This window comes from Kitasatospora sp. NPDC030952 (assembly GCF_055571335.1).
Window position 1 is genome coordinate 125,176 of sequence record NZ_JBVIFM010000020.1, and the last position, 26,929, is coordinate 152,104.

Annotated in this window: 27 protein-coding genes and 1 riboswitch; of the genes, 9 read left to right on the forward strand and 18 right to left on the reverse strand. The window is 72.4% G+C overall.

Features of this window, described 5'->3' with window-relative positions:
• Positions 1-90 precede the first annotated feature (90 nt).
• The 5 genes from uraD (at position 91) to ACZ47G_RS29530 (ending at position 5,221) form a co-directional block, all read left to right on the forward strand.
• Complete coding sequence (gene uraD / locus ACZ47G_RS29510; RefSeq protein WP_465747793.1) at positions 91-594, forward strand: 2-oxo-4-hydroxy-4-carboxy-5-ureidoimidazoline decarboxylase; 504 nt, start codon at positions 91-93, stop codon at positions 592-594.
• A 105-nt stretch (positions 595-699) separates the two neighbouring features.
• On the forward strand, positions 700-1,035 hold the full coding sequence (uraH, locus tag ACZ47G_RS29515) for a hydroxyisourate hydrolase (protein ID WP_188309321.1): 336 nt from the start codon (positions 700-702) through the stop codon (positions 1,033-1,035).
• Between the two features lie 30 nt (positions 1,036-1,065).
• Positions 1,066-1,986 carry a factor-independent urate hydroxylase gene (gene pucL, locus ACZ47G_RS29520; protein ID WP_465747795.1) on the forward strand — a complete coding sequence of 307 codons (921 nt, stop codon included), beginning with the start codon at positions 1,066-1,068 and terminating at the stop codon, positions 1,984-1,986.
• A 262-nt stretch (positions 1,987-2,248) separates the two neighbouring features.
• Entirely contained in the window at positions 2,249-3,766 is a 1,518-nt protein-coding gene (locus tag ACZ47G_RS29525) for a nucleobase:cation symporter-2 family protein (RefSeq protein ID WP_465747797.1), read from the forward strand.
• Between the two features lie 69 nt (positions 3,767-3,835).
• Positions 3,836-5,221 (forward strand): 8-oxoguanine deaminase, encoded by a 1,386-nt coding sequence (locus ACZ47G_RS29530; protein ID WP_465747799.1) that lies wholly within the window; start codon positions 3,836-3,838, stop codon positions 5,219-5,221.
• 313 nt (positions 5,222-5,534) lie between these two features.
• On the opposite strand, the gene ACZ47G_RS29535 is transcribed toward ACZ47G_RS29530, so the two are convergent.
• Positions 5,535-5,936 (reverse strand): allophanate hydrolase-related protein, encoded by a 402-nt coding sequence (locus ACZ47G_RS29535; protein ID WP_465747801.1) that lies wholly within the window; start codon positions 5,934-5,936, stop codon positions 5,535-5,537.
• 145 nt (positions 5,937-6,081) lie between these two features.
• Positions 6,082-7,734, reverse strand: coding sequence for a malate synthase A (gene aceB / locus ACZ47G_RS29540; protein ID WP_465747803.1), 1,653 nt, complete (start codon positions 7,732-7,734; stop codon positions 6,082-6,084).
• Positions 7,735-7,935: 201 nt separating this feature from the next.
• Between aceB and ACZ47G_RS29545 the strand changes: the two genes are divergently transcribed.
• A complete protein-coding gene (locus ACZ47G_RS29545; RefSeq protein WP_380450859.1) occupies positions 7,936-8,733 on the forward strand; it encodes an IclR family transcriptional regulator in 798 nt (265 codons plus the stop codon).
• Between the two features lie 184 nt (positions 8,734-8,917).
• Here ACZ47G_RS29545 and ACZ47G_RS29550 read toward each other — a convergent pair whose 3' ends face one another.
• Positions 8,918-10,228: a glycoside hydrolase family 16 protein gene (locus ACZ47G_RS29550; RefSeq protein ID WP_465747805.1), complete on the reverse strand. Its 1,311-nt coding sequence runs from the start codon at positions 10,226-10,228 to the stop codon at positions 8,918-8,920.
• Between the two features lie 21 nt (positions 10,229-10,249).
• Positions 10,250-10,368: riboswitch (cyclic di-AMP (ydaO/yuaA leader) on the reverse strand.
• Positions 10,369-10,929: 561 nt separating this feature from the next.
• Here ACZ47G_RS29550 and ACZ47G_RS29555 point away from each other — a divergent pair.
• Complete coding sequence (locus ACZ47G_RS29555; RefSeq protein WP_465747807.1) at positions 10,930-11,259, forward strand: phenolic acid decarboxylase; 330 nt, start codon at positions 10,930-10,932, stop codon at positions 11,257-11,259.
• A 123-nt stretch (positions 11,260-11,382) separates the two neighbouring features.
• Here ACZ47G_RS29555 and ACZ47G_RS29560 read toward each other — a convergent pair whose 3' ends face one another.
• Together ACZ47G_RS29560 and ACZ47G_RS29565 are read right to left on the reverse strand one after the other, a co-directional pair.
• Positions 11,383-12,588 (reverse strand): alpha/beta hydrolase, encoded by a 1,206-nt coding sequence (locus tag ACZ47G_RS29560; RefSeq protein ID WP_465747809.1) that lies wholly within the window; start codon positions 12,586-12,588, stop codon positions 11,383-11,385.
• A 98-nt stretch (positions 12,589-12,686) separates the two neighbouring features.
• Positions 12,687-13,367 (reverse strand): TetR family transcriptional regulator, encoded by a 681-nt coding sequence (locus ACZ47G_RS29565; RefSeq protein WP_465747811.1) that lies wholly within the window; start codon positions 13,365-13,367, stop codon positions 12,687-12,689.
• Positions 13,368-13,505: 138 nt separating this feature from the next.
• Between ACZ47G_RS29565 and ACZ47G_RS29570 the strand changes: the two genes are divergently transcribed.
• Complete coding sequence (locus tag ACZ47G_RS29570; protein WP_465747813.1) at positions 13,506-14,270, forward strand: SDR family NAD(P)-dependent oxidoreductase; 765 nt, start codon at positions 13,506-13,508, stop codon at positions 14,268-14,270.
• Between the two features lie 73 nt (positions 14,271-14,343).
• On the opposite strand, the gene ACZ47G_RS29575 is transcribed toward ACZ47G_RS29570, so the two are convergent.
• From ACZ47G_RS29575 to ACZ47G_RS29605, 7 genes are all read right to left on the reverse strand, one after another.
• Positions 14,344-14,763, reverse strand: coding sequence for a GNAT family N-acetyltransferase (locus ACZ47G_RS29575; protein WP_465747870.1), 420 nt, complete (start codon positions 14,761-14,763; stop codon positions 14,344-14,346).
• On the reverse strand, positions 14,742-15,407 hold the full coding sequence (locus tag ACZ47G_RS29580) for a Pr6Pr family membrane protein (RefSeq protein ID WP_465747815.1): 666 nt from the start codon (positions 15,405-15,407) through the stop codon (positions 14,742-14,744). Before ACZ47G_RS29580 ends, ACZ47G_RS29575 begins: the two co-directional genes overlap by 22 nt.
• Before the next feature lie 125 nt (positions 15,408-15,532).
• Positions 15,533-16,477: a phosphotriesterase family protein gene (locus tag ACZ47G_RS29585; protein ID WP_465747817.1), complete on the reverse strand. Its 945-nt coding sequence runs from the start codon at positions 16,475-16,477 to the stop codon at positions 15,533-15,535.
• Positions 16,474-16,956 carry a carboxymuconolactone decarboxylase family protein gene (locus ACZ47G_RS29590; protein WP_465747819.1) on the reverse strand — a complete coding sequence of 161 codons (483 nt, stop codon included), beginning with the start codon at positions 16,954-16,956 and terminating at the stop codon, positions 16,474-16,476. The genes ACZ47G_RS29585 and ACZ47G_RS29590 overlap by 4 nt, the downstream gene beginning before the upstream one ends.
• 17 nt (positions 16,957-16,973) lie before the next feature.
• A complete protein-coding gene (locus tag ACZ47G_RS29595) occupies positions 16,974-17,549 on the reverse strand; it encodes a DUF4865 family protein (protein WP_465747821.1) in 576 nt (191 codons plus the stop codon).
• A gap of 44 nt (positions 17,550-17,593) precedes the next feature.
• Positions 17,594-18,160, reverse strand: coding sequence for a TetR/AcrR family transcriptional regulator (locus ACZ47G_RS29600; RefSeq protein ID WP_465747823.1), 567 nt, complete (start codon positions 18,158-18,160; stop codon positions 17,594-17,596).
• Between the two features lie 357 nt (positions 18,161-18,517).
• Positions 18,518-18,646 carry a hypothetical protein gene (locus tag ACZ47G_RS29605; RefSeq protein WP_465747825.1) on the reverse strand — a complete coding sequence of 43 codons (129 nt, stop codon included), beginning with the start codon at positions 18,644-18,646 and terminating at the stop codon, positions 18,518-18,520.
• 292 nt (positions 18,647-18,938) lie between these two features.
• Between ACZ47G_RS29605 and ACZ47G_RS29610 the strand changes: the two genes are divergently transcribed.
• On the forward strand, positions 18,939-19,931 hold the full coding sequence (locus ACZ47G_RS29610) for an aldo/keto reductase (RefSeq protein ID WP_465747827.1): 993 nt from the start codon (positions 18,939-18,941) through the stop codon (positions 19,929-19,931).
• Between the two features lie 99 nt (positions 19,932-20,030).
• Here ACZ47G_RS29610 and ACZ47G_RS29615 read toward each other — a convergent pair whose 3' ends face one another.
• The 6 genes from ACZ47G_RS29615 to ACZ47G_RS29640 all read right to left on the reverse strand — a co-directional run bounded on the left by ACZ47G_RS29615 (position 20,031) and on the right by ACZ47G_RS29640 (position 26,902).
• A complete protein-coding gene (locus ACZ47G_RS29615; RefSeq protein WP_465747828.1) occupies positions 20,031-20,201 on the reverse strand; it encodes a hypothetical protein in 171 nt (56 codons plus the stop codon).
• Between the two features lie 219 nt (positions 20,202-20,420).
• Positions 20,421-21,170, reverse strand: a complete 750-nt coding sequence (locus tag ACZ47G_RS29620; RefSeq protein WP_465747830.1) for a winged helix-turn-helix domain-containing protein — start codon at positions 21,168-21,170, stop codon at positions 20,421-20,423.
• 891 nt (positions 21,171-22,061) lie between these two features.
• Complete coding sequence (locus tag ACZ47G_RS29625) at positions 22,062-22,616, reverse strand: GTP-binding protein (RefSeq protein ID WP_380450884.1); 555 nt, start codon at positions 22,614-22,616, stop codon at positions 22,062-22,064.
• 121 nt (positions 22,617-22,737) lie between these two features.
• Positions 22,738-23,307 carry a DUF742 domain-containing protein gene (locus ACZ47G_RS29630; RefSeq protein ID WP_465747832.1) on the reverse strand — a complete coding sequence of 190 codons (570 nt, stop codon included), beginning with the start codon at positions 23,305-23,307 and terminating at the stop codon, positions 22,738-22,740.
• Positions 23,308-23,315: 8 nt separating this feature from the next.
• On the reverse strand, positions 23,316-23,735 hold the full coding sequence (locus ACZ47G_RS29635; RefSeq protein ID WP_465747834.1) for a roadblock/LC7 domain-containing protein: 420 nt from the start codon (positions 23,733-23,735) through the stop codon (positions 23,316-23,318).
• On the reverse strand, positions 23,732-26,902 hold the full coding sequence (locus tag ACZ47G_RS29640) for a sensor histidine kinase (protein WP_465747836.1): 3,171 nt from the start codon (positions 26,900-26,902) through the stop codon (positions 23,732-23,734). The genes ACZ47G_RS29635 and ACZ47G_RS29640 overlap by 4 nt, the downstream gene beginning before the upstream one ends.
• Positions 26,903-26,929 lie beyond the last annotated feature (27 nt).

Below are 26,929 nucleotides of genomic sequence, written 5' to 3' on the forward strand. Positions count from 1 at the left end.
CGTAACCACCAACAGTTCAACAAACTGTTGACGGCCGGGTGGGGCCGATCTAGCTTTTCCGGGTGGCACCACTCTTCAGGAGGTCCACCCGTGACCAACCACCCCCACGCCCTTGACGCCCTGGCCGCAGCCGATGCCGCGGAACTGGCGGAGATCCTGCTGGAGGTATGCTCCAGCCCCCGTTGGGCCGCCGCGGTCGCGGAGGCCGAGCCCTGGTCCAGCCGGGAGGCCCTGCTCGCCGCCAACGCGGCGGCGATGGCCGGCCTGACCGACGCGGACCTGCGCGACGCGATGGCCGGACACGCCCGGATCGGCCAGCCCAAGACGGGCGACGCCACCTCCGAGCGCGAACAGGCCGGCCTCCAGGGCGTGGACCAAGCGGTCCTCGACGAACTGCGCGAGGCCAACGCCGACTACGAGGCCAAGTTCGGCCACGTGTTCCTGATCTGCGCGACCGGCCGTACCGCGGCCACCATGCTCGCGGCGCTGCGCGAGCGCCAGCCCAACGACCCCGCCACCGAGGCGGAGATCGTCCGGGGCGAGCTGCGCAAGATCAACGACATTCGGCTCAACCGCCTCCTCGACGCTTCCTGACGCTTCGTCAAGAATGATTCGTGGGCGGGGCGCCCCCGTCCCGGACGGCCGCCATTCGCGATCTGACGCACCATCACCTCTGCCATCAGTAAGGTCACTTCACCCATGACTGGCATCTCCACCCACGTGCTCGACACCAGCCTCGGCCGCCCGGCCGAAGGTGTCCCGGTCGAGCTCGCACTGCACACCGAGGGTGGCTGGCAGGTGCTCGGCACCTCCGCCACGGACTCCGACGGCCGGGTCAAGGACCTGCCGGCCGTGGAGGCGGGCTCGGTCGTCCGGCTGCTCTTCGACACCGGCGCGTACTACGCGCTGAAGTCCGCCGAGCCGCCGTTCTTCCCCGAGGTCTCGATCGTCTTCACGGTCGCGCCCGAGCAGCACCACTACCACGTGCCGCTGCTGCTGAACCCGTTCGGATACTCGGTCTACCGCGGAAGCTAGTAGACCGACCTGGAAGCTTAGGAGCCTGTCATGGCCCACGTGCTCGGTCAGAACCAGTACGGCAAGGCGGAGAACCGCATCGTCCGGGTCTACCGCGACTCCACGCGGCACGAGATCAAGGACCTCAACGTCTCGGTCTCCCTCCAGGGCGAGTTCGAGGACGTCCACCTCACCGGGTCCAACGCCAACTGCCTTCCCACCGACACCACCAAGAACACCGTCTACGCCTTCGCCAAGGAGTACGGCATCGACTCCGCCGAGGCCTTCGGCATCCTGCTGGCCCGGCACTTCGTCGACGACACCGAGCGCGGCGTCGTGCACAGCGCCCGGATCCGGATCGAGGAGTACACCTGGGACCGGATCCGGACGCCCGACAGCTCGGCCCGCTTCATCGGCTCCGAGGAGGTCGGCCACTCCTTCGTCCGCAACGGCCAGGAGACCCGCACCACCGAGGTCGTCTACGACGGCGAGAAGGTCCAGGTCATCTCCGGCCTGAAGGACCTCATCGTCATGAACTCCACCAACTCGGAGTTCTGGGGCTACATCAAGGACCAGTACACCACCCTCCAGGAGGCGTACGACCGCATCCTCGCCACCCAGGTCACCGCCCGCTGGAAGTACGGCTACAGCGGGCGCGACGGCGAGGCCCAGCCCAACTGGAACCGCTCCTACACCCATGTGAAGCGGCACATGCTGGAGGCGTTCGCCGAGACCTACTCCTACTCGCTGCAGCAGACCCTGCACTCGATGGGCACCCGGGTCCTCAACAACCGCGCCGAGGTTGACGAGGTACGTCTCGAACTGCCCAACAAGCACCACTTCCTCGTCGACCTGGAGCCCTTCGGGCTCAAGAACGAGAACGAGGTCTACTACGCGGCGGACCGGATGTACGGCCTGATCGAGGGCACCGTGCACCGCGAGGGCGTCGTCCCGGTCATCCCGGTCGTCTGACCTCCCCCGCCCCCGCCCGCACCACGCCTTCCCGCACCACCGGTTCCAGTACCACCCGTTCCAGTACCACCCGTTCCAGTACCACCCGTTCCCGCACCACCTGTTTCTCCACCCCCACCAACCGGAGTTCGTGTCTGCCTCGCGGCGGCCGGCCCGGGGCACTGGAGAAGCGTCCCGAGGGATCCTTGCTCCGCCGTCCCGCCCTCGGGGGTCTCCAGCGCCACGGGCGCGCCGGGAGCCACGGGCACAAGAGGGGCTCGACATGGCACCCAGCAACACCAGCAGTAACGACGGCGGTTCCACCCCAGCAAGAACCCCGGGCCCGGACGGCACCTCAATCCGCCTCCCCGGCGGGCCGTCCGGCTCCGGAACCCACCCCGTGGACGAGGTGCTGCCACCGGTGAAGCTGTTCTCCACCGGGCTCCAGCACGTCGCCGCGATGTACGCGGGGGTCGTCGCACCCCCGCTCATCGTCGGCGCCGGCGTCGGGCTCTCCGCCGCCGACCTCGCCCTGCTGATATCGGCCAGCCTGTTCACCGCCGGACTGGCCACCCTGCTCCAGACCCTCGGCGTCTGGAAGATCGGCGCGCGGCTGCCGTTCGTGAACGGCGTGTCGTTCGCGGGCGTGGCGCCCATGATCGCCATCGCCAACGAACACGGTCCGAAGAACGCCCTCCCGGTGATCTTCGGCGCGGTGATCGTCGCGGGGGTCCTGTGCTTCGTCGCGGCGCCGTACTTCTGCAAGCTCATCCGGTTCTTCCCCCCGGTCGTCCAGGGCACCGTGATCACCCTCATCGGGGTGTCCCTGCTCCCGGTGGCGGTGAACTGGGCGCGCGGCGGCTCGCCGAGCGCCCCCGGGTACGGCTCCATGCGGGCCATCGGCCTCGCCGCGATCACCCTCGTCGCGGTGGTGCTCTGCAACCGGCTGCTGCGCGGCTTCTGGCAGCAGCTGTCCCTGCTCATCGGCTTGGCGTTCGGCACCCTGATCGCCTTCCCGCTGGGGCTGGCCGACTTCGGCGCGGTCCAGGACGCGAAGGTCTTCGCGCTCCCGTCGCCGTTCCACTTCGGCGCGCCGATGTTCGACGCCGCCGCGATCATCTCGATGTGCATCGTCATGGTGGTCTCGATGACCGAGTCCACCGCCGACATGCTCGCCCTCGGCAAGATCGTCGAGCGCGAGGCCGACGAACCCACGCTCGCCGCCGGCCTGCGGGCCGACGGACTGGCCACCGCGATCAGCCCCGTCTTCAACGGCTTCGCCGCCAGCGCCTTCGCCCAGAACATCGGGCTGGTGGCGCTGACCAAGATCCGCAGCCGCTTCGTGGTCGCGGCCGGCGGAGGCATCCTGATCCTGTTGGGGCTCTTCCCCGTGCTCGGTTCGGTCGTCTCCCTGGTACCGCAGCCCGTCCTCGGCGGCGCCGGGATCGTGCTGTTCGGCACGGTCGCGGCGAGCGGGATCCGCACCCTCGCGGAGGCCGGCATGGAGTCCAGTGCCAACACCATCCTGGTGTCGGTCTCGCTCGGGGTCGGCATCATCCCGATCGCTGTGCCCGCCTTCTACGACGCCTTCCCGGAGGCCGTCCGGACCCTGATGCACTCGGGGATCTCGGCCGGCTGCGTGATGGCCGTCCTGCTCAACCTGCTCTTCCACCACGTCGGAGCCGCCCGCCGGTCCGAATCCGGATCCGGGTCCGAATCTGGATCTGGATCTGGATCTGGATCCGAATCCAGATCCAGCCAGGGCTCCGGCGCGACGGTGCCGACGGCGACACCGTCCTGACCGGTCCGGGCTGGGGCGCGCGCCACTGAGTGCGCGCCCCTCCTGGCCCTCCCCCATAGGAGTGACACCATGGCAGTCCAGCCCCCGCCCGCCGACCAGCGGATCGTGATCGAGAACGTCGCGATCGCCACCGTCGACGCCGTCGACACCGAGTACACCCGTGGCCACGTGGTCATCCTCGGCAACCGGATCGAATCCGTCGGCAACGGCGCCGCCCCGAACTGGCTGGACAACGTGGTGCACCGGATCAACGGCGAGGGCCACCTGCTCACCCCCGGCCTGGTCAACACTCACCACCACTTCTACCAGTGGATCACCCGCGGCCTCGCCCAGGACAACATCCTGTTCGACTGGCTGGTCGCCCTCTACCCGACCTGGGCCCGGATCGACGAGAAGCTCGTGCACGCCGCCAGCCAGGGCTCGGCCGCCGCCCTGCTCAAGTCCGGCTGCACCACCGCCTCGGACCACCACTACGTCTTCCCCAAGGACGGCGGGGACGTCCTCGGCGCCTCCATCGAGGCCGTCCAGGAGCTCGGCCTGCGCTTCACCGCGCTGCGCGGCTCGATGGACCGCAGCAAGAAGGACGGCGGGCTGCCGCCGGACCACGCCGTCGAGGAGCTGGACGACATCCTGGCCGCCTCCGAGGCCGCCGTGGACCGCTACCACGACTCCTCGTTCGGCTCGATGCTGCACGTCGCGCTGGCGCCCTGCTCGCCCTTCTCGGTCTCCACCGACCTGCTCCGCCAGTCCGCCGAACTCGCCCGCCGCAAGGGCGTCCGGCTGCACACCCACGGCTCCGAGACGGCCGAGGAGGAGCAGTTCTGCAAGGAGCTGTTCGGCATGGGGCCGACGGACTACTTCGAATCGGTCGGCTGGCTCGGCGAGGACGTCTGGATGGCGCACTGCGTCCACATGAACGACTCCGACATCGCCAAGTTCGCCGAGACCGGCACCGGCGTGGCGCACTGCCCGTCCTCCAACGCCCGGCTGGCCGCCGGGATCGCCCGGGTCCCGGACATGCTCAAGGCCGGCGTACCGGTCGGGCTCGGCGTCGACGGCACCGCCTCCAACGAGTCCGGCGAGCTGGGCACCGAACTGCGCAACGCGCTGCTGATCAACCGCCTGCACGGCTACCCGACCGCGCTGACCGGCCGCCAGGCGCTGCGGCTGGGCACCATGGGCGGCGCCCGGGTGCTCGGGCGGCAGAACGAGATCGGCTCGATCGAGGCCGGCAAGCTGGCCGACCTGGCGCTGTGGAAGATCGACGGGGTCATGCACTCCTCGATCGCCGACCCGGTCGCGGCCCTCACCTTCGGCGCGCTGCCGCCGCTGGCGACGCTGTTCGTCAACGGCAACGCCGTGGTCGAGAAGGGCGAGCTGACCACCGTCAACGAGGACCGGATCGCGCGCGCCTGCGCCCGCGCGGCCAAGGAGCTGGCCTCCCGCCCGGTCTGACGGTCCTCCGCCCGACAACACCAAGGAGCTCCGGGAGCGCGCCCAGGGACGGTGCGCGACCCGGACTCCGTACACCCGGCAAGGTGTACGGACCCGCGGCCCCGAACCCACGGCGAGGGTTCGGGGCCGCGGCGTGCGCGGAGGGCGGGGCGGAGAGGGAACAGAGAAGGAACAGACGACAGCGAACAGATAACAGATGACGAAAGTTGTCATCCGTTATCTGTTCGCTGTTTGTTGTCCGCTGTTCGCTGTTCGCTGTTATCCGTTCACCTCAGGCCACGTGCCTCAGGCGATGCGCCTCAGGCCACGTGCCTCAGGCCGTACGCCCCAGCGTCCCCAGGTAGGCGCGCCAGCCGCCGTGGTGGGTGATCTCCCGGTGCACGCCGCGCTCGACCTCGCCGCGGGCCAGCAGCATCGAGAAGCACGCCGAGCCGTCCTCCAGCTCGATCACGCCGAGCTCCAGCTCCCTGGGCTCGCCGGGCAGGATGACGTCCCGCAGACGCTCCAGGCTGATCTCGTACAGCTCGCCCTCGATCGCGCTGTCGACCTCCGGGGCGGGCAGCAGCCCCGGGCAGACGTCCGTCCCGCCGCTGTGGTCGATGGAGAAGAAGCGGTAGCCGGGCGCGGTGCGGGCCGGGCCGATCAGGGCGTCGGCGACCTTCTCGTGGAACGGTCCGCCGACCATCGCCTGGCCGTTGAAGAAGATGCGTGCCATCAGTGAACTCCTCAGAAAGAAAAGACCGTTCCGTACGGCGACGAGAGGACAGGTGGATTCGTCGCCGTACGGAACGGAGCATTGGGCGGCGGGACTGCTACAGCCCGGCAGGCGGCAGCGGTGGCGCCGGCGGATAGATTGGTGCTCAGCCCAGCAGGGGCAGCGCGGGGAGGGTCAGGAAGTCCGCGAACTCCTCGGCCAGGGCGACCTGTTCGAAGAGCTGGGCGGCCTCGCGCCAGCGGCCGGCTTGGTAGGCCTGGTCGCCGAACTCGGCGCGGAGCTCGGCCAGTTCGGTGGCGACCAGGGTGCGCACCAGCTCGGCGGTGGCCTTCTCGCCGGTGTCGGACAGCACGACCCCGTTGTGGATCCACTGCCAGGTCTGCGAGCGCGAGATCTCGGCGGTGGCGGCGTCCTCCATCATGTTGAAGATGCCGACCGCACCGAGCCCGCGCAGCCACGCCTCGATGTAGCGGACGCCGACCTGGACGGCGTTGTGCAGCCCGGCGCGGGTGCAGGTGCCGCCGGCGCCGGCGATGTCGAGCAGGTCGGCGGCGGTGACCGGCTCGGTCGGGCCGGGGTTGTCCTTCTGGTTCGGCCGCTCGCCGAGCACCGCGTCGAAGGAGGCCCGGGCGACCGGGACGAGGTCCGGGTGGGCGACCCAGGAGCCGTCGAAGCCGTTGCCGGCCTCGCGGTCCTTGTCCGCCTTGACTTTCTCCAGCGCGGCGGCGTTGACCTCGGGGTCCCGGCGGCTGGGGATGAAGGCGGCCATGCCGCCGATCGCGTGGGCGCCGCGCCGGTGGCAGGTGCGCACCAGCAGGCGGGTGTAGGCGGCCATGAACGGCGAGGCCATGGTGACGCTGTTGCGGTCCGGCAGGATGTAGTGCTCGCCGGCGTCGCGGAAGTTCTTCACGATCGAGAACAGGTAGTCCCAGCGCCCGGCGTTGAGGCCGGCCGCGTGGTCGCGCAGCTCGTAGAGGATCTCGTCCATCTCGAAGGCCGCGGTGATGGTCTCGATCAGCACGGTGGCCCGGACGGTGCCGTGCGGGATGCCCAGCTCGGCCTGGGCGTGGGTGAACACGTCGTTCCAGAGCCGGGCCTCGAGGTGGCTCTCGGTCTTCGGCAGGTAGAAGTAGGGCCCGGAGTTGGGGTCCTCGGCGCCCCTGGCGAGCAGCCGGGCGGCGTTGTGGAAGAAGTACAGGCCGAAGTCGACGAACGCTCCGGCCACCGGGACGCCGTCGACCAGCAGGTGGTTCTCGTCCAGGTGCCAGCCGCGCGGGCGGACCACGACGGTGGCGAGTTCGGCGGCGGGCTTGAGGGTGTAGGCCTTGCCGGCCGTGCCGGTGAAGTCGATCCGGCCCTCGAAGGCGTCGATCAGGTTGACCTGGCCGCTGACCACGTTCTCCCAGGTCGGGGAGGTGGCGTCCTCGAAGTCGGCGAGCCAGATCCTCGCCCCGGAGTTGAGGGCGTTGATGACCATCTTGCGGTCGGTGGGGCCGGTGATCTCGACCCGGCGGTCCTGGAGGGCGCGCGGCGCCTCGGCGACCTTCCAGTCGCCGGCCCGGACGTCGGCGGTCTCGGGGAGGAAGTCCAGCGTGCCGGTGCGGGCGATCTCGGCGCGTCGACTCTTCCGCCTGGCCAGCAGTTCCTGTCGGCGACCCTCGAAGGCGCGATGGAGGCCCACGACGAAGGCGACCGCCTCCGGGGTGAGCACCTCCTCGGCCCGGTGGACGCGCGGACCGGCGACAGTGACGACCGGAGCGGCGGGGGAGGCGCCGACGGGCCCCTGATCTGCAGCCATGAGCAGGACACTCCTAAGACGGTTGAGCCTGGCGAAGGGAGCTCCGGTGGGAGCCTCCTCGGGAACTTCCTCGATCGTTACCCGCCTGTCGGCGAGTTCGATTCTGTAAGGTGGAGACTAGTTTCCGCGATACAGAATTTCAACGGTTTGTTGAAGAGATCGCCGGGACTCTACTCCTCCCCGACAGCGAAGGGAACGCCGGTGGTTGCGACCCCCGACACAGCATCGACGACAGGCGCCGACCGCGCGAGCGGCGGCGTGCAGTCCGTCGAGCGCGCCTTCCAACTCCTGGAGGCGCTGGCCGACTCGGGCGGCGTGGCCACCCTCAGTGAGCTTTCCACCAGCTCCGGTCTCCCGATGCCGACCATCCACCGACTGGTCCGTACCCTCGTGCAGCAGGGCTATGTCCGCCAGGACACCGCGCGCCGCTACACCCTCGGCCCCCGACTGATCCGGCTCGGCGAGACGGCCGGCCGACTGCTCGGCAGCTGGGCCCGCCCGTACCTGGCCGAGCTGATGGAGGCCACCGGCGAGACCGCCAACCTGGCGGTACTGGAGGGCGGCGAGGTGGTGTACGTCGGACAGGTGCAGTCGCGGCGCTCGATGCGGATGTTCACCGAGGTCGGACGGCGGGTGCAGCCGCACTGCACCGGCGTCGGCAAGGCCCTGCTCGCCCAGCTCCCGGAGGACGAGGCGCGCGCGGTCCTGGGCCCCAACCCGCTGCCCGCGCACACCGAGTACACCCTCACCGACCCGCAGGAGCTGATGGACCAGCTCGCCGAGGCGCGCGAGCGCGGGTACGTCGTCGACGACCAGGAGCAGGAGATCGGCGTCCGCTGCATCGCCCTCGCGGTGCCGGGCGCGCCGACGCCCACCGCGCTATCGGTGTCCGGCCCGGAGGCCCGGATCCGGGCACTGGAGGAGCAGACGGGGGCGTCCTCGCTGGTGCCGGTGATGCAGCAGATCGCGACCCGGCTCGGACAGGTCCTGGCACCCTGACGTGTCGTCAACTCACTTGCCACGCATGGGCTTGAACACAGGGACCTGAACGCAAGAACCGGCAGCCGTTTCGACCACACGGTGGTCGAAACGGCTGCCGGTCCATGAGAGCGGCTGGTCCTGGGGGCTACGCGGACCCGGCGGCTACCCGGGCCCGGTGGCTACGCGGGCCCGGCGGCTACCGTCAGCGGTAGACGCGGACGTAGTCGGCGGCCATGGTGATCGGGGCGGTCCCCTGCGGCGCGGGGTGGTACTTCCCGGCACACACCGAGAGGTTGAGGATCAGGTACGCCGAGAAGTTGGTGCCCACGCCCTTGTTGTCCGAATACACCTTGACGCCGTTGACGTACCAGTCCACCGAGTTGGCGCCGTAGTAGGTGCCGATGGTGACCCACTGGTCCTTGGCGACGGCCTTGGCATCGGTGTAGTACTCGGGGTTGCTCGGGTTGATGTGGTTGGTCAACTCCAGCAGGTTCGGGTTGTCCGGGTGGTACTCGAAGGAGTCGATCTCCCCGTTGCCGTTCTTCCAGGTCCACAGGGCAGGCCAGGCGCCGGCGCCCGAGGGCATCTTGACCCGGGCCTCGGCGTAGTCGCCGGTCTTGACCTGGAAGCCCTCGGTGGAGCCCTCGGTGGTCAGGAAGCCGGTGTTCCAGGACTGCTGGCCGTTCTCCAGGGTGGGCCCGCCCGGGGTGGCGGTGAAGGTGGCGACGCCGTTCGCGACGGTGACGTTGTTCTTGTTCAGCCAGTCGAGCTTGTTGTCGTCCGGGTTGTGGTTCCCGTACTTGTACGCGGTGCTCTTGTCGCCGACCCAGCGCTGCCCCCAGTCGATCGGGCTGTTGAACTCGTCGGACCAGGTCAGCGACTTGCCGGCGATCGGGGAGGACGGCGCGGGCGTCGTCGGGGTGGCCGTGGCGGTCGGCGTCGTGGTGGGCGTCGCCGTCGGTGCCGTGGTGGGCGTCGTGGTGGGCGTCGCCGTCGGTGCCGTGGTGGGCGCCGTCGTCGGGGACGGGGTCGGCGTGGACGTACCGGTGGCCGCGACCACCAGCTGCTGCGAGGGCAGGTTGTGCCAGCTGCCGCCGAAGTCCTGCCAGAAGCCGAACTGGGTGTACGTTCCGGCCGGCAGGGTGCGCGCACCGCTGGTGAAGTTGAGCCCGGTCGGGCATATCTGCACGTTGGTCGCGTTCCCCGGGAAGTCCAGGTTGGTGCCGCGCGCGTCGCGGACGCCGACGCCGACCGTCTTGGCGGTGAAGCAGGACGAGGAGTGCAGGGCCAGCGAGGCGGTGGCGGCCCGGCCGGCGACCATGGCGGCCGGAGCGAGCCGGTCCTGGGTCACGGTCGGGGCGGTGGCGGCCTGGGCGCCGGCGACGGACGGCAGCCCGAGCAGGCCGGCGCCGCTGATCGCGAGCGCCCCGGTGGCGGCGAGGGCGGCGTTGCGGCCGCGGCGGGTCGGACGGGCGTGGCGAGGGGCGCGACGGCGCCCGGCAGGCTGGTGCATGGGGGGTCCTCTGCGACGCCTGCGAGGTGAGCTGTCGGATTCGGGCTGCAGTTGCCCGGCCGCCTGTGGAGCGGCTTCACCCCTAGCCACGGTCCGCACGCTGATGCGTACGGACCGGGCGCTGACCTTGGTTCCCCCGCTCCCGTCCGCTGTGGTGCTCGAGTGCCGGCCGGCGGGTGGACAGGACTCGGCGTCCCGGCGGCGGGGTCCGCGACAGCGGACGACGGATGCAGGCTAGGCAGGCCGTCCGTGAACGGACAACCTGATCCGGCCGGTTGTCGCACAGCTCACAGTGGTGTCGATCAACGACGCTCCGTGGTGGCCGAGTTGATCAACCTCGCGACCGTGGCCGGGCGATCAGCCGAGCCAGTCGGCCACCTGGCTCTCGGCCACCTGGCCCTCGGTCTCCGGCGACCCAGGCCGGCTCCAGGTGGTCGCGGCGGGGGCGCGCCTGGTGCGAGGTCTCGTGGGGGTGGTGCGTCTCGTGGGCGTGGACGGTAGGACCGCCGTACGGGCGGCGCCCCATGCGCCGGGAGCACACGGTGGACGGCGTGACGGTGGCGGACCGTACCGTGGCGTGGGGCCGCCCGAGTCCGACCGATCGGATAAATTGGAACCCTGGCGTTTTCCGCGGTGCACAAGTGCACCGAGCCCGACCGCACGGTCCGTCCCGCACTCCCGAGAAGAGGTCCCGCCCCACCATGACCGCGTCCCTGCCCGCCTTCGCCGGCCGTACCTACGTCTTCCGGGCCGACAACGGCGCGGCCTTCCGCAACAGCTACTCGGCCGACGGCACTCGGCTGCGCTGGGAGGGCCTCGGCGAGTCGGCCGGCCAGTGGGAAGACGTGCGGCTGCACGTCGCCGAGGTCGCACCGGAGATCTACTTCGTCAGCTGGACGGAGCAGAGCGGGATCACCGTCAGCCATGTGATGGACCTCAACGCGCTGACCGTACGGGCCTTCTGGACCTTCGAGGGCGAGGGCGGCCGGGTCGGCCAGCTGCACACCGGGACGCTGGAGCGGGTGGCCTGACCGGCGCCGCCCCGTAGCACGCACGAACCCCCGGGGGCCTCGGCTCCGGGGGTTCGGCGTGTTCTCTCCGGACGGCGTCGGACGGCTTCAGATGACGTCGGACGGCGTCGGACGGCGGTGACGTCAGGCGGTCTGGCTCGCCTGGCCCGGCTGGTTCGGCTGGCCCGAGGCGTTCGGCTCGCCCGGCTGGTTCGGCTGGTTCGGCACCCTGAGGTGCTGGGACAGCCACTCCAGCGAGGACGGCAGCAGGGCGCTCCAGGTCTCGAAGTTGTGGCCGCCGTTCTCGAGCATGCTGTACGAGACCTTCATCGGGCTGTGCACCGCGTCGATGAACGCCTCGGTGTCCGGCTTGTAGTTGCCGTCGCCCTTCTTGGTGCCGGCCAGCAGCACCGAGATGTCGGGCTGCGGCAGGTTCTTCAGCCGCCACATCAGGTTGGCCTCGTCGCGGCGCTGCTTGCTGCCGCCGAAGAGGTCGCCGGTGGTCGGGTCGTCGGCGGCGTCGTAGTAGCCGGAGAGGGCGACGGCGGTCGGGAAGACGTCCGGGTGGCGCATGGCCATCTTGACGGCGCAGTAGCCGCCGGTCGAGTTGCCCATGAAGGCCCAGGCGTGCGGGTCGGACGAGACCCGGTAGCTGGCCTGGATCGCCGAGGTGACGTCCTTGGTGAAGTAGGTGTCCGACTGGGCGCCGCCGGGGATGTCCTCGCACTCGGTGTCCTGCGGCAGGGCGGGCGAGGGCTGCAGCATCACCATGACGGTCGGCTGCATCCGGCCCTCCTGCAGCAGCTTGAGCGCGGCACCCGGGTAGTTGAAGCGGGTGATCAGGTTCTCGGCGATTCCTGGGAATCCGGTGCTGACGATCACGGCCGGGAACTGCCTCTGCGCGTACTCGGGCTGGAAGTACTGCGGCGGCAGGTAGACGTACCCCTCGGTCGACAGCCGGCTCACCTTGCCGTCGATCCGGACCTTGCGGATCTCGCCGGAGTGGCCCGGCTCACGGCCCATCGCGCCGCCGCCCTTGACCGAGGCCTGGCCTATGGTCTCCACCAGCAGGCGGCCGGAGGCGTCCGCCTTGTTGTGTATCACCACCGGGCCGGTGCTGCCGGTGCCCAGCAGATCGTCCCAACTGCTGTAGAACGCGAAGTAGTTGTTCGCCACCAGGCCGAGCGCGGCAAGCACCGTGAGCTGGGTGGCGAGCAGCGCGCCGATCCGGCCGAGCACTGCCTGCCAGCTCTTCCTGGCGAGTCTGGGCCAGAGCCAGACCGTGCCGACCATCATCACGACCGCGACCAGCACGGTCAGCGCCAGCACCTTGTGGCTCGTCAGACCCATGTTCCAGTTGCTCCCACGCCTCGAACTCCACGCCCCCTCCGCTCAGGGACATCCGAGGAGTTCACCCCGGTTCCCCCACCGGGGCGCGACGTCCAACCCTAGCGGGAGCTGGGAGGAAGCTGATCGGCGGCTGTACGGCTGCGAGCGTGGGGCCACGCCCCGGCCGGTCGCGCCCAGAGCCCCAGCCCCGCCGTGAGCTCGCGCATGCAGCGGGCGCCGAGGTCCTGCGGGGAGCCCGGGCCGGTCACCGCCGCGTCGGAGGCGGCCCACTGCTCCAGGGCCACCCGGATCGCCGCCGTGGCCGCGGCGGCGGCCAGTCGGATCTCCAGCGGGTCGGCGCCGGCCGGGCTGCGCTCGGCCAGCACGGACCGCAGTCGCTCCTCCGAGCCCGCGTGGACTCGTTGCCAGGTGCCGTCCAGCCGGGGGTCGCGCAGCAGGCTGCGGGTCCAGTGCATCGCCTCGACGGCCGCGTCGTCGGCCGGGGTCAGCGACTCCACCGCCGAGCGCTCCAGCGCCTCGCGCAGCGGGAGGTCCGCCGGGCTCTCGGCCAGCAGGTCGACCCAGCGCCGCCCACCGGCCGCCAGCAGCGGGGCGACGGCGTCCTCCTTGACGGAGAAGTAGCGGTAGAAGGTGCGCAGCGAGATGCCCGCGGCGTCGGCGACCTCCTCGGCGGTGGTCGCCTCCGCGCCCTGCTCGGCGAAGAGCGCGGCGGCGGTGCGGGCGATCTCCAGCCGGGTGGCGTCACGGCGGCGCTGGGTCAGGGTCGGGCGTCCGGTCACAAGGGTCAGCGTACGCATCCGGGCACTGCCATGACGCATCGCGCCGACATGGCACATCGAGACTTATTGGCACGACGTGCCAGACCGGCGTACCGTGCCCCTTGAGGTCGAGAGACCGCGAACGAACGGAGTACCACCATGGAGCGCTTCAGCGGACGGAACGTCCTGATCACCGGCGGCGGCTCTGGCATCGGCCAGGCGACCGTGCACCGGCTCCTCGCCGAGGGCGGGAAGGTCGTCGCCGTCGACGTCAACGAGGACGGCCTGAAGAAGACCCTGGACCGCGCGACCGCGGACGGCACCGCCGACCGCCTGACGATCCAGGTCCTGGACATCTCGGACGAATCCGCCGTGGTCGCGGGCGTGGCCGAGGCGATCGCGGGCCTGGGCGGCCTGGACGTCCTGGTCAACGCGGCCGGCATCCTCCGCTCCTCGCACACCCACGAGACCACCCTGGAGTTCTGGAACAAGCTCCTGGCGGTGAACCTCACCGGCACCTTCCTGATGACCCGCGAGGCGCTCCCCGTCCTGCTCGCGACCGGCCGGGGCGTGGTGATCAACTTCAGCTCCACCTCCGCGAGCTTCGCCCACCCCTACATGGCCGCGTACGCCGCGACCAAGGGCGGCATCCAGTCCTTCACCCACGCCATCGCCTCCGAGTACTCGAAGCAGGGCCTGCGCGCGGTCTGCGTCGCGCCGGGCAGCATCGACAGCGGCATGACCAACAACCCCGGCCTGCCCGCCGACGCCGACTTCAGCCTGCTCGCCAAGCTCTCCCCCGCCCTCGGCCAGGGCTTCGCGGGCCCGGACACGGTGGCCGGCGTGATCGCCATGCTGGCCTCCGACGACGGCGCCTTCGTCACCGGCACCGAGCTGCGCATCGACGGCGGCACCCACATGTGAGCCGTCCGGCCGATCGGCGGCGGGGCCTGTGCCGCCCCCCATCCGGCACAGGCCCCGCTCGCGGGCACACCGGTCAGTCCAGCGGCTTCGCCAGCAGCAGTTCACGGGTGGTTCCGTCGGCGAGGGCCGCACCGGGGTCGGCGAGCGGGTCGCCGGGGTCGGCAAGGCGCGCACCGGGGTCTGCGGGCGGGACGGCGGGGCCGGAGGGGTCGACGGAGCCGGTGGTCGGGTCGTCGGGTTCGGCGGGCGGGACGAAGCCGTGGCGGCGGTAGAGGGCGAGCGCGGCCTCGTTCCCGGGGAGCACCGCCAACCGCAGCGTGCTGCCGCCGTCCGCGCGGGCCCAGCGCTCGACCTCCTCGATCAGCCGGTCAGGGCGGACAGGCGGAGGTCGCGCCAGAGCGGCCGGTCGTCGGCGGTCAGCGTCCGCAGGGTCAGCACGGAGTCCACCGTACGAGCGTGCGGCGACGGCCGTCAGCCGGTCGTCCGGGCCCAGGCGTGACGGCCGCGCGGAACCAGACCCTGCCGGGCGTCACGGTGGGCGCCGAGCGCGTTGCCCAGGGCGGCGACGGCGGCGCCGAGGAGCAGCAGGGCCGCCGCCATCAGGAAGGACGCCCCCGCGATCCGGCGGTAGCCGACGTGGCGGGCGGGTTCGAGGAACGGGTACGGGTACCAGTCGACGGCGTGGCCGCGGAGCAGCACGTAGGCCAGGTAGAGCAGCGGGAAGGCCAGCCAGCCGAGCACCATCGTGGGGCGGATCGGCCGGACGGGCGGGTCGATCAGCCAGTCGGCGAGCACGACGAGGGGCATGGCGCGGAGGAGCACGTCGTCCACCCACGGGATCACCAGTGGCGCCGGGTACGTCGCCAGCAGTGTGCCGTAGGTCAGTCCGGTGATCGCCAGGTAGAGCACCACCGCCCCGCGCACCGCGTCCGGTACGGGCCGGCGGCCGGTCGTTCCGGCCCAGCCGCCGTAGCCGAGGACGGCCATCGCGGCGAGGTTGCCGAGGTTGGTGAAGTAACTGAAGAAGTTCACCACCACCCCGGAGCCGCCGGCCGCCGCGTGGTAGCCGGCGAAGCAGAGCGCGACGGCGAGGAAGGCCGCTACGGCGAGCCGGGCGGGAGCGAGCCACGAGTGCATCGTCGGGACCGCCTCTCTGGGGCGTGGTCCGGGCAGGGGCTACTCGGATTGAAACCCCAGCGGGTGGACACGGCCACAGGAGCGCTGGCTTCAGCTCTGGCTTCAGGGGTTGCGCCGGGACGGCTTCAGGGGGTGCGCCAGTCGGCGGCCAGGGCGGCCGCCGGGTTGGCGACCAGCAGCCGGTCGGGCAGCTCGGGCCCGAAGGTGCGGGCCAGCCGCGGGGCGAGGTCGGTGAGCAGCCGGGCGGGGCCACCCGCCGCACGGGCCGTCCTCGTGGTGGTGTCGGCACCGAGCAGCAGCCGGTCGGCGTGGCCGGCCTCGACCAGGTCGGCGATCACGTCGAAGGCCTGGAGGTCGGCGGGGTGGCCGATCCGGGAGGGGCTGTCCAGGGCCAGGAACACGCCCTCGGCGGCCAGGCTGCGGTGGATCGCCCGGTCGGTGAAGCGGGTGAGGTGGCCGAGGACGATCCGGTCGGGGCTGACTCCGTGCCGTCCGTGGAGTCGGCGCAGGACACCGTGCGGGTCGCCGTCGGGTTCGAGGTGGACCGCGATCGGCGCGCCGGTGGCGTGGTGCGCCTCGGCCGCGGCGGCGGTCGTCCGACGGGTGTGCGCGGTCAGCGGGCCGGCGTCGTCGGCGATCTTGATCAGGCCGGGGCGGACGCCCTCGGGGGCGCCGGGGAGACCGGTGGTGAGCTCGGCGACGAAGCGCTCGGCGAGGTCGCCGTGCGGGGCGGGGTCGGCATGTGGGGCGGGGCCGGCGAGGCGGCCTTCCGGATAGTGGGCCGCCTGGTGCGCGCCGGTGGCGGCGACGACGTGCACGCCGGTCGCGCGGGACAGCTCGGCGAGGGCGGCCGCGCCCCGGCCCATGCCCCAGGGCGTCCACTGGACGAAGGTGCGACCGCCGGCGGCTGCGTACCCGCGCAGCACCTCCTCGGCGGCCGCCGGATCGTCCAGCTCCTGGCCGGGGAGCAGCGGACTGCGGATGAAGAGGTGGTCGTGGGAGTCGGTGACGCCCAGCTCGGCGGGGGCGACGTCGCCCAGGACGGTCCGTACGGCGCGGGCGGCGGTCACGCCTCCTCCTCCGGTGCGTCGGTCGCCGGGGCGTCGGTCGCGGGGGCGTCGGTTTCCGCGAAGGTGGCGGTGGCGACCCGGAGGCCGGCCAGGGCCTTGGGGACCCCGACGTACGGGGCCAGGTGGACGATCACCTCGGTGATCTCCTCGCGCGTCATCCCGATCCGCAGGCTGTTGCGGACGTGGTCGGCGAGCTGCGGCTCCACGCCGCCGAGGGCGGTGAGCGCGGCCAGGTTGGCGATCTGGCGGTCGCGCAGGGCGAGGCCCGGGCGCTGGTAGGTGCCGCCGAAGAGGCTGGTGACGATCCAGTCGGGGAAGCCGGGGGCGAGCGAGTCCAGGCCGCCGAGGGTGGCGGCGGCGGCCGGGCCGGCCAGGTCGGCGAGCAGGGCGTAGCCGGCTTCGCGGTCGAACGGGGCGGGGCTGAGGCCGGCGGGGACGAGGCCGGCGGGAGCAGGGTCGGTGATCGGGGAGGTTGGCATAGCGGTGGCGGAACCTTTCACCAGTGGCGGCCGGCCGGCAGCCGGTCGAGTTCGGGGCGGGACAGGTGCAGCACCCGGTAGCGGGTGCCCGGCGCGGCCTCGGGGGCCGGGCCGTGCCAGAGGGCGAGGCTGAGCAGTTCCCAACGGCTCGGGTCCACGGCGACGGCGGCGGTGTGCAGCGCGGGGTGTGCCGGGAGTTCGGCCAGGGCCCGTTCGACGGCCTCGGCCGGGTCGGCGGTCTCCGGGAGTCGTACGGTCGCGCGGGTGGCGGTGGTCGGGGCGACGGTCCGGGTGCCCGCGGTCAGGCCCGCGCCGAGCCAGTGGTGGACGGCGGGGCGGCCGAAGTCCGCGCTCAGGCCGCGGAAGCCGGGCCCCCACAGGAAGGCGTTCATGCCCTCGGCGGTGCGCCAGAGGTAGAACGGCGCGTACTGGTTGACCGGCGAGCCGTCCTGGCCGCGCTCGCGGACCAGGTACGCCTTGAGGCCGAGGCCGGGGTGGGCGTCGAGCAGGTGGCCCTTGTCGGCCACGCGCTTGCGGATGATGCCCATGTCGTAGTCGGCAGGGAGGGTGATCTCGTACTGCATGGCGTGCACGGCGGGCTCCTGGGCTCGGGCGGCGGGTCCGCGGTCGGGATCCGTCAGACCCGGCGGCGGGCGGCGAGCAGACCGAGGGCACCGCGGACGGCCTGTTCGAAGGGTGCGGCGCTGTCCGCGGCGCGGGCCAGCACGTAGCCGCCCTGGACGACGGCGACCACGGCGGCGGCGGTGTCCGCCGGGTCGAGGTCGGAGGCGAACTCGCCGTGCGCCTGGCCCTCGGCGACCAGTTCGGCGATCCGGCCGCGCAGCCAGTCGAAGGTCTCCTCGACCGGGGCGCGCAGCTGCGGGTCGGCGACGACGTCCGGATCCTGGGCCATCCGGCCGATCCGGCAGCCGCGCAGCACCTCGCGGTCGCGGTGCAGGTAGGCGGCGATCCGGTCGTACGCGGTGCCGGGGGCGGCGAGGTCAGCCTCGGCGATGCCCCGCATCTGCTCGGCGCTGCGGCGCAGGGCGGCGGCGGCGAGGTCGGGCTTGCCGGCGAAGTGGTGGTACATGCTGCCCTGGCCGACGCCCGAGCGCTGCTGGATGGCCTTGGGGCTGGTGCCGACGTAGCCGCGCTCCCAGAGGAGGGCCTGGGTGCTCTCGATGAGGCGGTCCTGGGTGGTCATACCGTCCACTGTACATACCAGTAGGTACAGAGGGAAGGGATTCGCCTTGACCCGCGGCGCGGCTCAACAAGTTCAACAAGTTCAACAAGTTCGACAGGTTCGACAGGAAGGCGGGAGAAGCCCGAGGGCCGTGCGCCGCCCCCCGGCGGCCACGGCCCCTCGACCGTTCGTCATCCCCCGTGCCGCCCAAGGGCATTCCGCCCCGGCCGGTGGCGCACGTCACGTCACGGACGGTGGCGGGCATCACGCGGAGCAGGGGGTGCGCGGCGCAATGCGCGGGCGGGGAGGGGCGTTTCGCTCGCGCGGGCGGTCAGGGCCGTTAAGCTCGCGCGGGCGGCCAGGGCCGCTCGCGGCGGATCACCGGGCCATCTCCCCGGCGAACAGCTCCAGTTGCTCCCGCCGCGCCCCCTCGGTCAGCGCGTCCACCCCGATGCCCACCACCTCATTGCCGAAGGCCTCGTGGTAGGGGCGAACCTCCTCGATCATCTGTCCGAATACGGGCGGAAGCCTCCGCCGGTGCCCTGCGAGCGTCTCGCGACGTGAAGTCCGCCGGAGCCCGCGCCCACCAGGAATCGGTACTTCGCCAGCGGGTGGCACGAGTTGACGAGAACAGCGGCTCACCGTACCGGGCAGCCCAGGGCCGGGCAGCCGCGCGCCGCCCCACACGGCCCCCACGGCGGCCCTCAGGCAGCCCTCAGGCGGTCGTCCGTACGATGAGCAGTGGTCGGAGGCGGGGCAAGGGCTTGCCCGGGCCGGACCGGCTGGCAAGATGTCCGGCATGAGCTACCTCGCCGCGGACGACCGCTACGCCTCGATGACCTACCGGAAGGCCGGCCGCAGCGGCGTCCAGCTGCCCGCCGTCTCCCTGGGGCTCTGGCACAACTTCGGTGACGCCCAGCCGCTGGACGTGCAGCGAGCCGTGCTGCGCCGGGCCTTCGACCGGGGCGTCACCCACTTCGACCTGGCGAACAACTACGGGCCTCCGTACGGCAGCGCCGAGCGCAACTTCGGCTACCTGTTCGCGCAGGACTTCCGGCCGTACCGCGACGAGCTGTTCATCGCGACCAAGGCCGGCTGGGACATGTGGCCCGGCCCGTACGGCAACGGCGGCAGCCGCAAGTACCTGCTGGCCAGCCTGGACCAGTCGCTGGGCCGGATGGGACTGGACTACGTCGACGTCTTCTACTCGCACCGCTACGACCCGGACACCCCGATCGAGGAGACGATGGGGGCGCTCGACAGCGCGGTGCGCTCGGGCAAGGCGCTGTACGCGGCGATCTCCAACTACCCGGCGGAGCAGCACCGGGAGGCGGTGGCGATCCTGCGCGAGCTGGGCACGCCGGTGCTGATGAACCAGTCGGCGTACTCGATCCTCAACCGGTCCGTGGAGGAGGGCGGTGTGCTGGACGCGGTGGGCGACACCCAGACCAGCCTGATCGCCTACTCGCCGCTCGCCCAGGGGCTGTTGACGGACCGCTACCTCTCCGGGCAGGTGCCGGCCGGGTCCCGGATGTCGGTCGGGAAGTTCCTCACCGAGGAGGTGCTGACCGGGTCGAAGCTGGAACAGCTGCGCGCGCTGAACAAGGTTGCCGAGGGGCGCGGGCAGACCCTGGCGCAGCTGGCGCTGAGCTGGGTGCTGCGGGACCCGCGGGTGGTCTCGGTGATCATCGGGGCGAGCAGCGTGGCCCAGCTGGACCAGAACCTCGAGGCGCTGGCCGCCGAGCCGCTGACGGCGGAGGAGCTGGCGGAGATCGACCGGCTGAGCGTCTGAGAGCTGGGGCGGCACGCGATTGACAGGCGGGTGACAGCTGACAGATTTCGAAATCTGTCAGCTGTCATCTGTTAGTCGTTATCTGTTAGTTGTCAGCTGTCAGCTGTCAGCTGTCAGCCGTTCGCTGCGCGCAGGGAGATCAGCGGCGGACGCCCACGCGGGCAGAACCGTTTCTTCAACCCGGTGGGCCTCCTCCGGCAACAGATTGCCGGAGAGGATGAAGGTGCCCTCCCCCACCTCCGAGCCCAGCTGCCGCGCGTACGTCGTCACGCCGCTCACGTCCTTCCACCAGCGCGGACTGCACCTGGCCGGACCCGAGCTGGAACTGCTGTCCCGGCGCACACCAAGGGAACGCCAACGCGCCGCAGCGAGAGGCCAGTTCGCGGAGCGAACGGACAACCCGCTGCGGCGGCAGCGGCCTTGGCGGCGGCGAGTCGACCAGTCGGCCGGGCGAACCGACCGAACCGGCGGACCGCCCGAACCAGGCGATCAGTTGGCGGGCGTGTACTTGTAACCGACCCGACGGACCGTCACGATCGAGTCCCGGTAGGCCGGTCCGAGCTTGCGGCGCAGTCGGGCGACGTGCACGTCCACGGTACGGCCGTCACCGACGTGGCCGTAGCCCCAGACCGCCGAGACCAGGTGGTCCCGGGTGTGCACCCGCTGCGGATGCTCGGTGAGGTGGGCCAGCAGCTCGAACTCCAGGTAGGTGAGGTCGAGCAGCCGCCCGTCGACGTAGGCGTTGCGCCGCTCGGCGTCGACGCTGATGCCGCGCCCGGCGGGCCGGACCGGTCGGACGGCGCCCGACGCAGCGCCCGAGGTCGAGGCCGACGCGGCGCCCGGTACGGCTCCCTGGGCAACCGCCCCGGGCAGGCCGACCGGCGCGGGCGGGTGCTCGGCCGGCACCAGCACCAGGTACCCGACCATCGGGTGTCCGGCGGCGGCGCCGGCCTGCGCGCCGTACTGGGCGAGCAGCCCCTGGGGCAGCAGGCCCTGCGGCAGGGCGGCGACCACGGCCGCCCCCTCCGGTAGCGCGGCGAGCAGCGAGGCCGGCGCCGGCGGTGCCACCGCGCCGGGGTGCGGCCCGACGGCCGGAGTCACCCCCGGGCGGGGCGCCCCGATGGCGGAGGAGACCGGAACGCCGGAGGGTACGGCGGAGACCGGAGGAACGGACCGGACCGCGCGCAGGTGCGGGGTCGTGGTGGGCAGGGGCAGGGTGGCCGTGGAGGAGGAAGACATGGTGTGCCGCTCATTTCGCGCGTGACGGACGGGGTGGAGTCGTCTGCGCGTCGACCGGGCGTACTGCCGGGGCTGGACCGGGTGAAACCGGGTTCAGCGGGCGGAGGGCCGGGACGCGCTGGGCGAGCCCGGACACGTCTGATCGAACAGGTGTGGCTGCCGCGACGGCCAAAACGGTTCGAGGTCGGGGCGACCCCGTCGGCCGTCCGTGGTGAGGCCGGCGCGGTCGGCACGGGCGCGGTCGGCGCGGTCGGCGCGGTCGGCGCGGTCGGCGCGTCCGTTCCACCGTCCGGTCCGCGGACCCGCGCCCATCGCGGGAGCCGGCCCGGACGGACCGGAACGGCCGGCGATGCCGGGGGAATTGCTGGGGCAGACGATGTTCACTGGTTGGTTTCTCCGCGAGGCGGGGCCGGATCGGTCGGTGGCGGGCGCACCTGACGGGCGGTCCGCTACGGCCTGGTCGACGGGGTCGGTGGCGCGTCGCACGGCGCGGCCGGGTGCGGGCCGCAGGTGCCGGGGACGTACCGGGGTGGGGTGGGACCGGTCAGCGACAACAGGCGCTGCAGATCAGCGCGTGGTCGATGTAGCGGCGGAGGGTGAGCGCCGGCATGACGGGGCCGGGCACGGCGGTGCTGCGTCGCTGGTCGACGGTCATCCTGCTGCCCTCCCCTTTCGTCCTGCCTCGTGCTGCCACCGGCCCGAACGGACCGGCGGAAACGGGACGTTCCCAACCCTCCCGACGGCATGACCGGGACGGCTTACGTCCACAGAGCCTTCCACGCCCGAGCCTGTCTAGGCAACCTTCCGCACATCGAGCGTCCGACATGTGGATCACCGAATGAGACGTCGGGTGCACGAAGGGCCCCTGACCGGCGGCGATCCCACGGAGCCTCAGGAGCGCGCGGCAGCCCGGTGGCGGAGGGCGGCGGCGTGCTCGACCAGCGCCACCAACAGCTCCTTGCCGTCCTCCCGCAGCCGGGCGTCGCACAGCACCACCGGGATCTCCGGGTCCAGGTCGAGTGCGTCCCGCACCTCGTCCGGGGCGAACCGCTCGGTGCCGTCGAAGCAGTTGACCGCGACCAGGAACGGGATGCCGCGCTGCTCGAAGAAGTCCACCGAGGGGAAGCAGTCGGCCAGTCGCCGGGTGTCCGCGAGCACCACGGCGCCGAGCGCGCCGCGCGCCAACTCGTCCCAGACGAACCAGAACCGGTCCTGTCCGGGCGTGCCGAACAGGTAGAGCGCGAGTCCGGGCCGCAGGTCGATCCGGCCGAAGTCCATCGCCACCGTGGTGGTGCGCTTGGCCTCCACGCCCGACGTGTCGTCCACCGGGCGGCCCAGCTCGCTGAGCTCCTCCTCGGTGCGCAGCGGCCGGATCTCGCTGACCGAGCCGACCAGGGTGGTCTTGCCCGCGCCGAAGCCGCCCGCCACCAGGATCTTCACCGCCACGGCCGGACCACCGCGCCAGCGCGGGTCGTTGGTGCTCCCGCCCGGCCTCGGCGAAGTGCCCGACGGAGTGCCCGGCGGAGTGCTCGGCGAGGTGTTCGGCGCAGTGCTCGGCGGGGTGGCGTCAGAGCGCACGGAGTCCATTGATCACGTCTCGCAGCAGGCGCTCGTCCGGCAGCTCGGCGAGCGGAACGGGTCGGGTGACGCTGATCAGGTCGGCGTCGTAGAGGTCGCCGAGCAGGACGCGCACCACGCTGACCGGCAGGTCGGTGTAGGAGCCGAGCTCGGCGACGGACAGCGGCTCGCGGCGGCACCAGGCCAGCAGGGTCTGGTGCTCCGGGTCGAGGACGTGCGCGGGCACGGCCCCCGCGTCCGGCCCGGGTTCCTTGGCGGTGACCAGCGAGATCAGGTCGAACAGACCCTCCTCGACCGGCCGGGTGCGGCCCCGGGTCATCGAGTAGAGCCGCACCACCGGGCCGGCCTCGTCGTCGAACCACCGGTCGTCGACGGGGGTACGCGGCCGGAACAGGTCGACCTCGGCACCGTCCGGCACGTCCTGCCCCGACTCGGCGCCCTCGCCCCCGCCGCCGACCCCGGGCGCGCCCTCCGGCACCGCCGGGGTCGGCTCGTAGAGCGCCGCCGGGCCGTCGAGCCCCGCCGGGCCGCCCGGACCGTCCGCCTTCGGATCCGCCATCGGACCGCTCAGCCCCTCGGCGCGGCGGTTTCGGTGCGCGGCTCGGCGGCCATGTGCTCGCCGACCCGCTTGACCAGCAGGGCCATCTCGTAGGCGATCTGGCCGATGTCCGCCTCGGCCTCGCTCAGCACGGCAAGACAGCTGCCGTCGCCGGCGGCCGTGATGAACAGGAACGCCTCGTCCAGCTCCACCATGGTCTGCCGGACGCCGCCGACCTTGAAGTGCCCGCCGGCTCCCTTGGCCAGGCTGTGGAACCCGGCCGCGACGGCGGCGAGGTGCTCGGCATCCTCCCGGTCGAGGTCGCGCGAGGCCCCGGTGGCCAGCCCGTCGCTGGAGAGGATCACCGCGTGCCGCAAGGCCGCGACACGGCCCACCAGGTCGTCGAGGAGCCAGTTGAGGTCCCCGGACGGCTGCGTCGGAGTGGTCATGAATCAGTTCCTTCCGCTGGAGCGGGTGGTGCGGGCACTGCGGATGCTGCGGGTCCTGTGGCTGGTGCGGGCACTGCGGGTGTCACGAGTCCTGCGGGCGGTGCGGGCACTGCCGGTACTACGGGTGCTGAGGGTGTCACTTGTGGTACGGCCGGGACGGCCGCAGGGTTCCGCCGCACCGGCTGGCCCGGCGGGATCCGGCGGGCCAGCGGCGCGCGGGCGGCGTCGCCGGGCGCGGGCGCGGGCAGCGCTGCCGGGGCGGGTGCGGGGCTGATCGCCCGCCGGGACGGGTCCGGCGGCTGCCAGGCCGGTACGGCCGCGGGCCGGGCGGCGCGGCCCTGCGCGGGCCGGTCCTGCGCGGGCCGGTCCTGCGCGCCCTGGTTCTGAGCGCCCTGGTTCTGAGCGCCCTGGTTCTGAGCGCCCCGCTCCGCCGGGACGGTGGCCCCGCGCCCCCGGGTGAAGCCGCGCTGGAACGAGGCGAAGGTGGCCCTGGCCTCCTCCGGCGAACGCTCCCGGGCTTCCCGGGCCTCGGCCGCCTCCGCGCCCTGCGCACCGTCCGTGCCCGCCGCCGACCGTCCGGCGCGGTCCTCGGACCCGCTCTCGCCGCGAAGTCGCTCCCTGGCCTGTTCCTTGAGCTGCGGCGCGAGGTTCGCCTGCCGGACTCTCCGGGGCAGACCACCCGGCGTCCGGGGCGCCGCATCCACGGGAGCGACACCCACCGGCACGGCGTCCACCGGAACGGCTTCCAGCGGAGCGGCTTCCAGCGGAGCCGGTGCCGCGTCGGCCGCGGCCTCCGCCGCCTCCCGGCGGTGCCGTCCCGTCCCCGCGCCGCCCTCGGCATCCGCCCCCGGCCCGGGCACCAGCACCGGCCCGGCCTTGGGCCGCGAGGCCCGGCGCGGCAGCCCGTTGGCCGTACGCCCCGCCTCGGGAACGGACGGCCGCGGACCGCCGGCCCCCCGGTGCCGCCCGCCCGTGCCCTCCGTCGGTGCCGAACCCGACGGCGAATCCGACAGCGGACCCGACGCCGATCCCGGCAACGCACTCGACGTTGAACCCGACGCCGAACCCGGCAACGCACTCGACGTTGAACCCGACGCCGACCCCGACCACGCGGCCGAGGAAGGCTCCGAACCCGCACCATCGGGAGCCGTGTCCGGCACCGCGACCAGGTCACGCCGCCCCGCCGTCCGCCCGGTCGCCCGGCCCACCGGCCGACGCCCCGCGCCCCCGGCGGCCCCGGTCCCCGCGGCGGGCGGTTCCGGCAGGCCGTCCGGCGCCTCCGCCAGCAGCTCGCGCGGGATCAGCACCACGGCCGTCGTCCCGCCGTACGGGGACGGCCGCAGGTGGACCCGGATGCCGTGCCGCCGGGCGAGCCGGCTGACCACGAAGAGTCCCAGCCGGTCGGTGTCGGCGAGGTCGAACTCCTGCTCCACGGTGAGGCGTTCGTTGATCTCGGCGAGCAGCTGTTCGCCCAGTCCGAGCCCCCGGTCGTCGATCTCCAGCGCGAAGCCGTGCGCCACCACCTCACCCTGGACGGTGACTTGGGTGGTCGGCGGGGAGAACACCGCGGCGTTCTCGACGAGTTCGGCGATCAGGTGGGTGACATCGGCGACGGCGCTGCCGAGCAGGCCGGTGCCGGGGAACGGCCGGACGATCACCCGGGCGTAGTCCTCGACCTCGCCGACCGCGGCTCGGACCACGTCCACCATCCGGACCGGCTTGCGCCAGGCCCGCCCGGGCGAGCCGCCGGCCAGGATGATCAGGCCCTCGGCGTGCCGGCGCATGCGGGTGGTGAGGTGGTCGACCTTGAAGAGGTCCTCCAGCTCAGCCGGGTCCTCGGTGCGGCGCTCCATGGTGTCGAGCAGGGTGAGTTGGCGGTGCAGCAGTACCTGGCTGCGCCGGGCCAGGTTGACGAACACCGCCGCGACGCCGCGGCGCAGTTCGGCCTGCTCGACGGCGGCCTCCACGGCGGCCCGCTGGACGGCGTTGATGGCCTGGCCGACCTGCCCGATCTCGGCCTGGCCGAAGTGCAGTTCGGGCGCCTCGGCGGCCACGTCCACCGGTTCGCCACGGCGCAGCCGCAGCATGACGGAGGGCAGCCGGGTGCTGGCGAGTTCGTTGGCCGCGTTGCGCAGGCCGATCAGCTCGCGGGCCAGCCCGCGCCCGATCCGGAAGGAGATCATCACCGACAGCACGACGGCGACCAGGCCGATGGCCCCGGCGATGCCGCCGCGCCACAGCGCGGCGATCGCCGCGGAGCGGCCGCGGTCGTCCAGTCCGGCGCTGATCCGGGAGTTGATCGAGGAGAGGTCGCCGAGCGAGTGGTCGGCGGTCTCCCGCCAGTTGTCGCCGTTGAGCGCCTGGACCACCCGGTCGGGGCCGCCGGCGCCGACGAAGTCCGCCTCGGCGCGGGCCAGCGCGCCCCAGGCCTCGCCGCCGCGCAGGGCGACGTAGTCGGCCTGGTCGGCGGGTTCGAGTTCGGCGATGTAGACGGTGAACAGCGCCTGCTGGTTGTGCAGGGCGTCCAGCGCGGCCTGGTACTGCTCGGCGGTGGGCCGGGCCGCGCCGGTGCGCAGGCCCTCCATCGCGGCGTCCTCCTGGGCCAGGTACTCGCGGGCGCGCACCAGCTCGATCAGGATGGTGCCCTGGCGCGGGAGCTGGCCGCTCTGCCGGGCGACGTAGGCGGACCGGAAGCCGAACACCGGCCGGACCAGGTCGCTGTACTGCCCGAGCGCGAACTCCCAGTTGAGCGCGAGGCGGCCGACCTGGGCCCGGAGCGGGCCGAGCTGGTCGGCGGCGGCGGTGATCTGCACCAGGCGGGCCCGCTGGGCGGCGGAGAGCCGGTCGCCGGCGGCGTCCTTCTTCTGTCGGAGCGCGGCGAGGCTGCGGTCGGTGGCGGTGGTGGCGCGTTCGAAGGCGTCCCGGGCGACCGGCGAGTTCGGGTCGGCCAGGTGCTGGACGGCGGCGCGGCGCTCGTTCTGCAGGTCGCCCGTGTACTGGTCCACGGCCACCCCGTACTCCTTGTACGTACGGCTGATCGCCAGCTGGTTCCAGGCGTCCCCGGTGGCGGCGAGCGTCGCGTACACCCACAGGGCGATGAGTGCGACGATGGGCACCAGGAGCAGCGCGATGATCTTCGCGCGGATCGAGCTGCTGCGCAGACGCATGGAGTCCTCGGTCGGAAGTGCCAGGCG

Excerpts from the sequence above, each read along its gene's own strand:
- ACZ47G_RS29535 (WP_465747801.1), bottom strand. The coding sequence starts at position 5,936 with ATGGCACGCATCTTCTTCAACGGCCAGGCGATGGTCGGCGGACCGTTC.
- ACZ47G_RS29620 (WP_465747830.1), bottom strand. The coding sequence starts at position 21,170 with ATGTCTTCCTCCTCCACGGCCACCCTGCCCCTGCCCACCACGACCCCG.
- ACZ47G_RS29605 (WP_465747825.1), bottom strand. The coding sequence starts at position 18,646 with ATGATCGAGGAGGTTCGCCCCTACCACGAGGCCTTCGGCAATGAGGTG.
- ACZ47G_RS29555 (WP_465747807.1), top strand. The coding sequence starts at position 10,930 with ATGACCGCGTCCCTGCCCGCCTTCGCCGGCCGTACCTACGTCTTCCGG.
- aceB (WP_465747803.1), bottom strand. The coding sequence starts at position 7,734 with ATGGCTGCAGATCAGGGGCCCGTCGGCGCCTCCCCCGCCGCTCCGGTC.
- ACZ47G_RS29580 (WP_465747815.1), bottom strand. The coding sequence starts at position 15,407 with ATGCACTCGTGGCTCGCTCCCGCCCGGCTCGCCGTAGCGGCCTTCCTC.
- ACZ47G_RS29630 (WP_465747832.1), bottom strand. The coding sequence starts at position 23,307 with ATGGCGGATCCGAAGGCGGACGGTCCGGGCGGCCCGGCGGGGCTCGAC.
- ACZ47G_RS29610 (WP_465747827.1), top strand. The coding sequence starts at position 18,939 with ATGAGCTACCTCGCCGCGGACGACCGCTACGCCTCGATGACCTACCGG.
- ACZ47G_RS29525 (WP_465747797.1), top strand. The coding sequence starts at position 2,249 with ATGGCACCCAGCAACACCAGCAGTAACGACGGCGGTTCCACCCCAGCA.
- ACZ47G_RS29560 (WP_465747809.1), bottom strand. The coding sequence starts at position 12,588 with ATGGGTCTGACGAGCCACAAGGTGCTGGCGCTGACCGTGCTGGTCGCG.
- ACZ47G_RS29590 (WP_465747819.1), bottom strand. The coding sequence starts at position 16,956 with ATGCCAACCTCCCCGATCACCGACCCTGCTCCCGCCGGCCTCGTCCCC.
- ACZ47G_RS29600 (WP_465747823.1), bottom strand. The coding sequence starts at position 18,160 with ATGACCACCCAGGACCGCCTCATCGAGAGCACCCAGGCCCTCCTCTGG.
- ACZ47G_RS29635 (WP_465747834.1), bottom strand. The coding sequence starts at position 23,735 with ATGACCACTCCGACGCAGCCGTCCGGGGACCTCAACTGGCTCCTCGAC.
- ACZ47G_RS29530 (WP_465747799.1), top strand. The coding sequence starts at position 3,836 with ATGGCAGTCCAGCCCCCGCCCGCCGACCAGCGGATCGTGATCGAGAAC.
- pucL (WP_465747795.1), top strand. The coding sequence starts at position 1,066 with ATGGCCCACGTGCTCGGTCAGAACCAGTACGGCAAGGCGGAGAACCGC.
- uraH (WP_188309321.1), top strand. The coding sequence starts at position 700 with ATGACTGGCATCTCCACCCACGTGCTCGACACCAGCCTCGGCCGCCCG.
- ACZ47G_RS29550 (WP_465747805.1), bottom strand. The coding sequence starts at position 10,228 with ATGCACCAGCCTGCCGGGCGCCGTCGCGCCCCTCGCCACGCCCGTCCG.
- ACZ47G_RS29570 (WP_465747813.1), top strand. The coding sequence starts at position 13,506 with ATGGAGCGCTTCAGCGGACGGAACGTCCTGATCACCGGCGGCGGCTCT.
- ACZ47G_RS29640 (WP_465747836.1), bottom strand. The coding sequence starts at position 26,902 with ATGCGTCTGCGCAGCAGCTCGATCCGCGCGAAGATCATCGCGCTGCTC.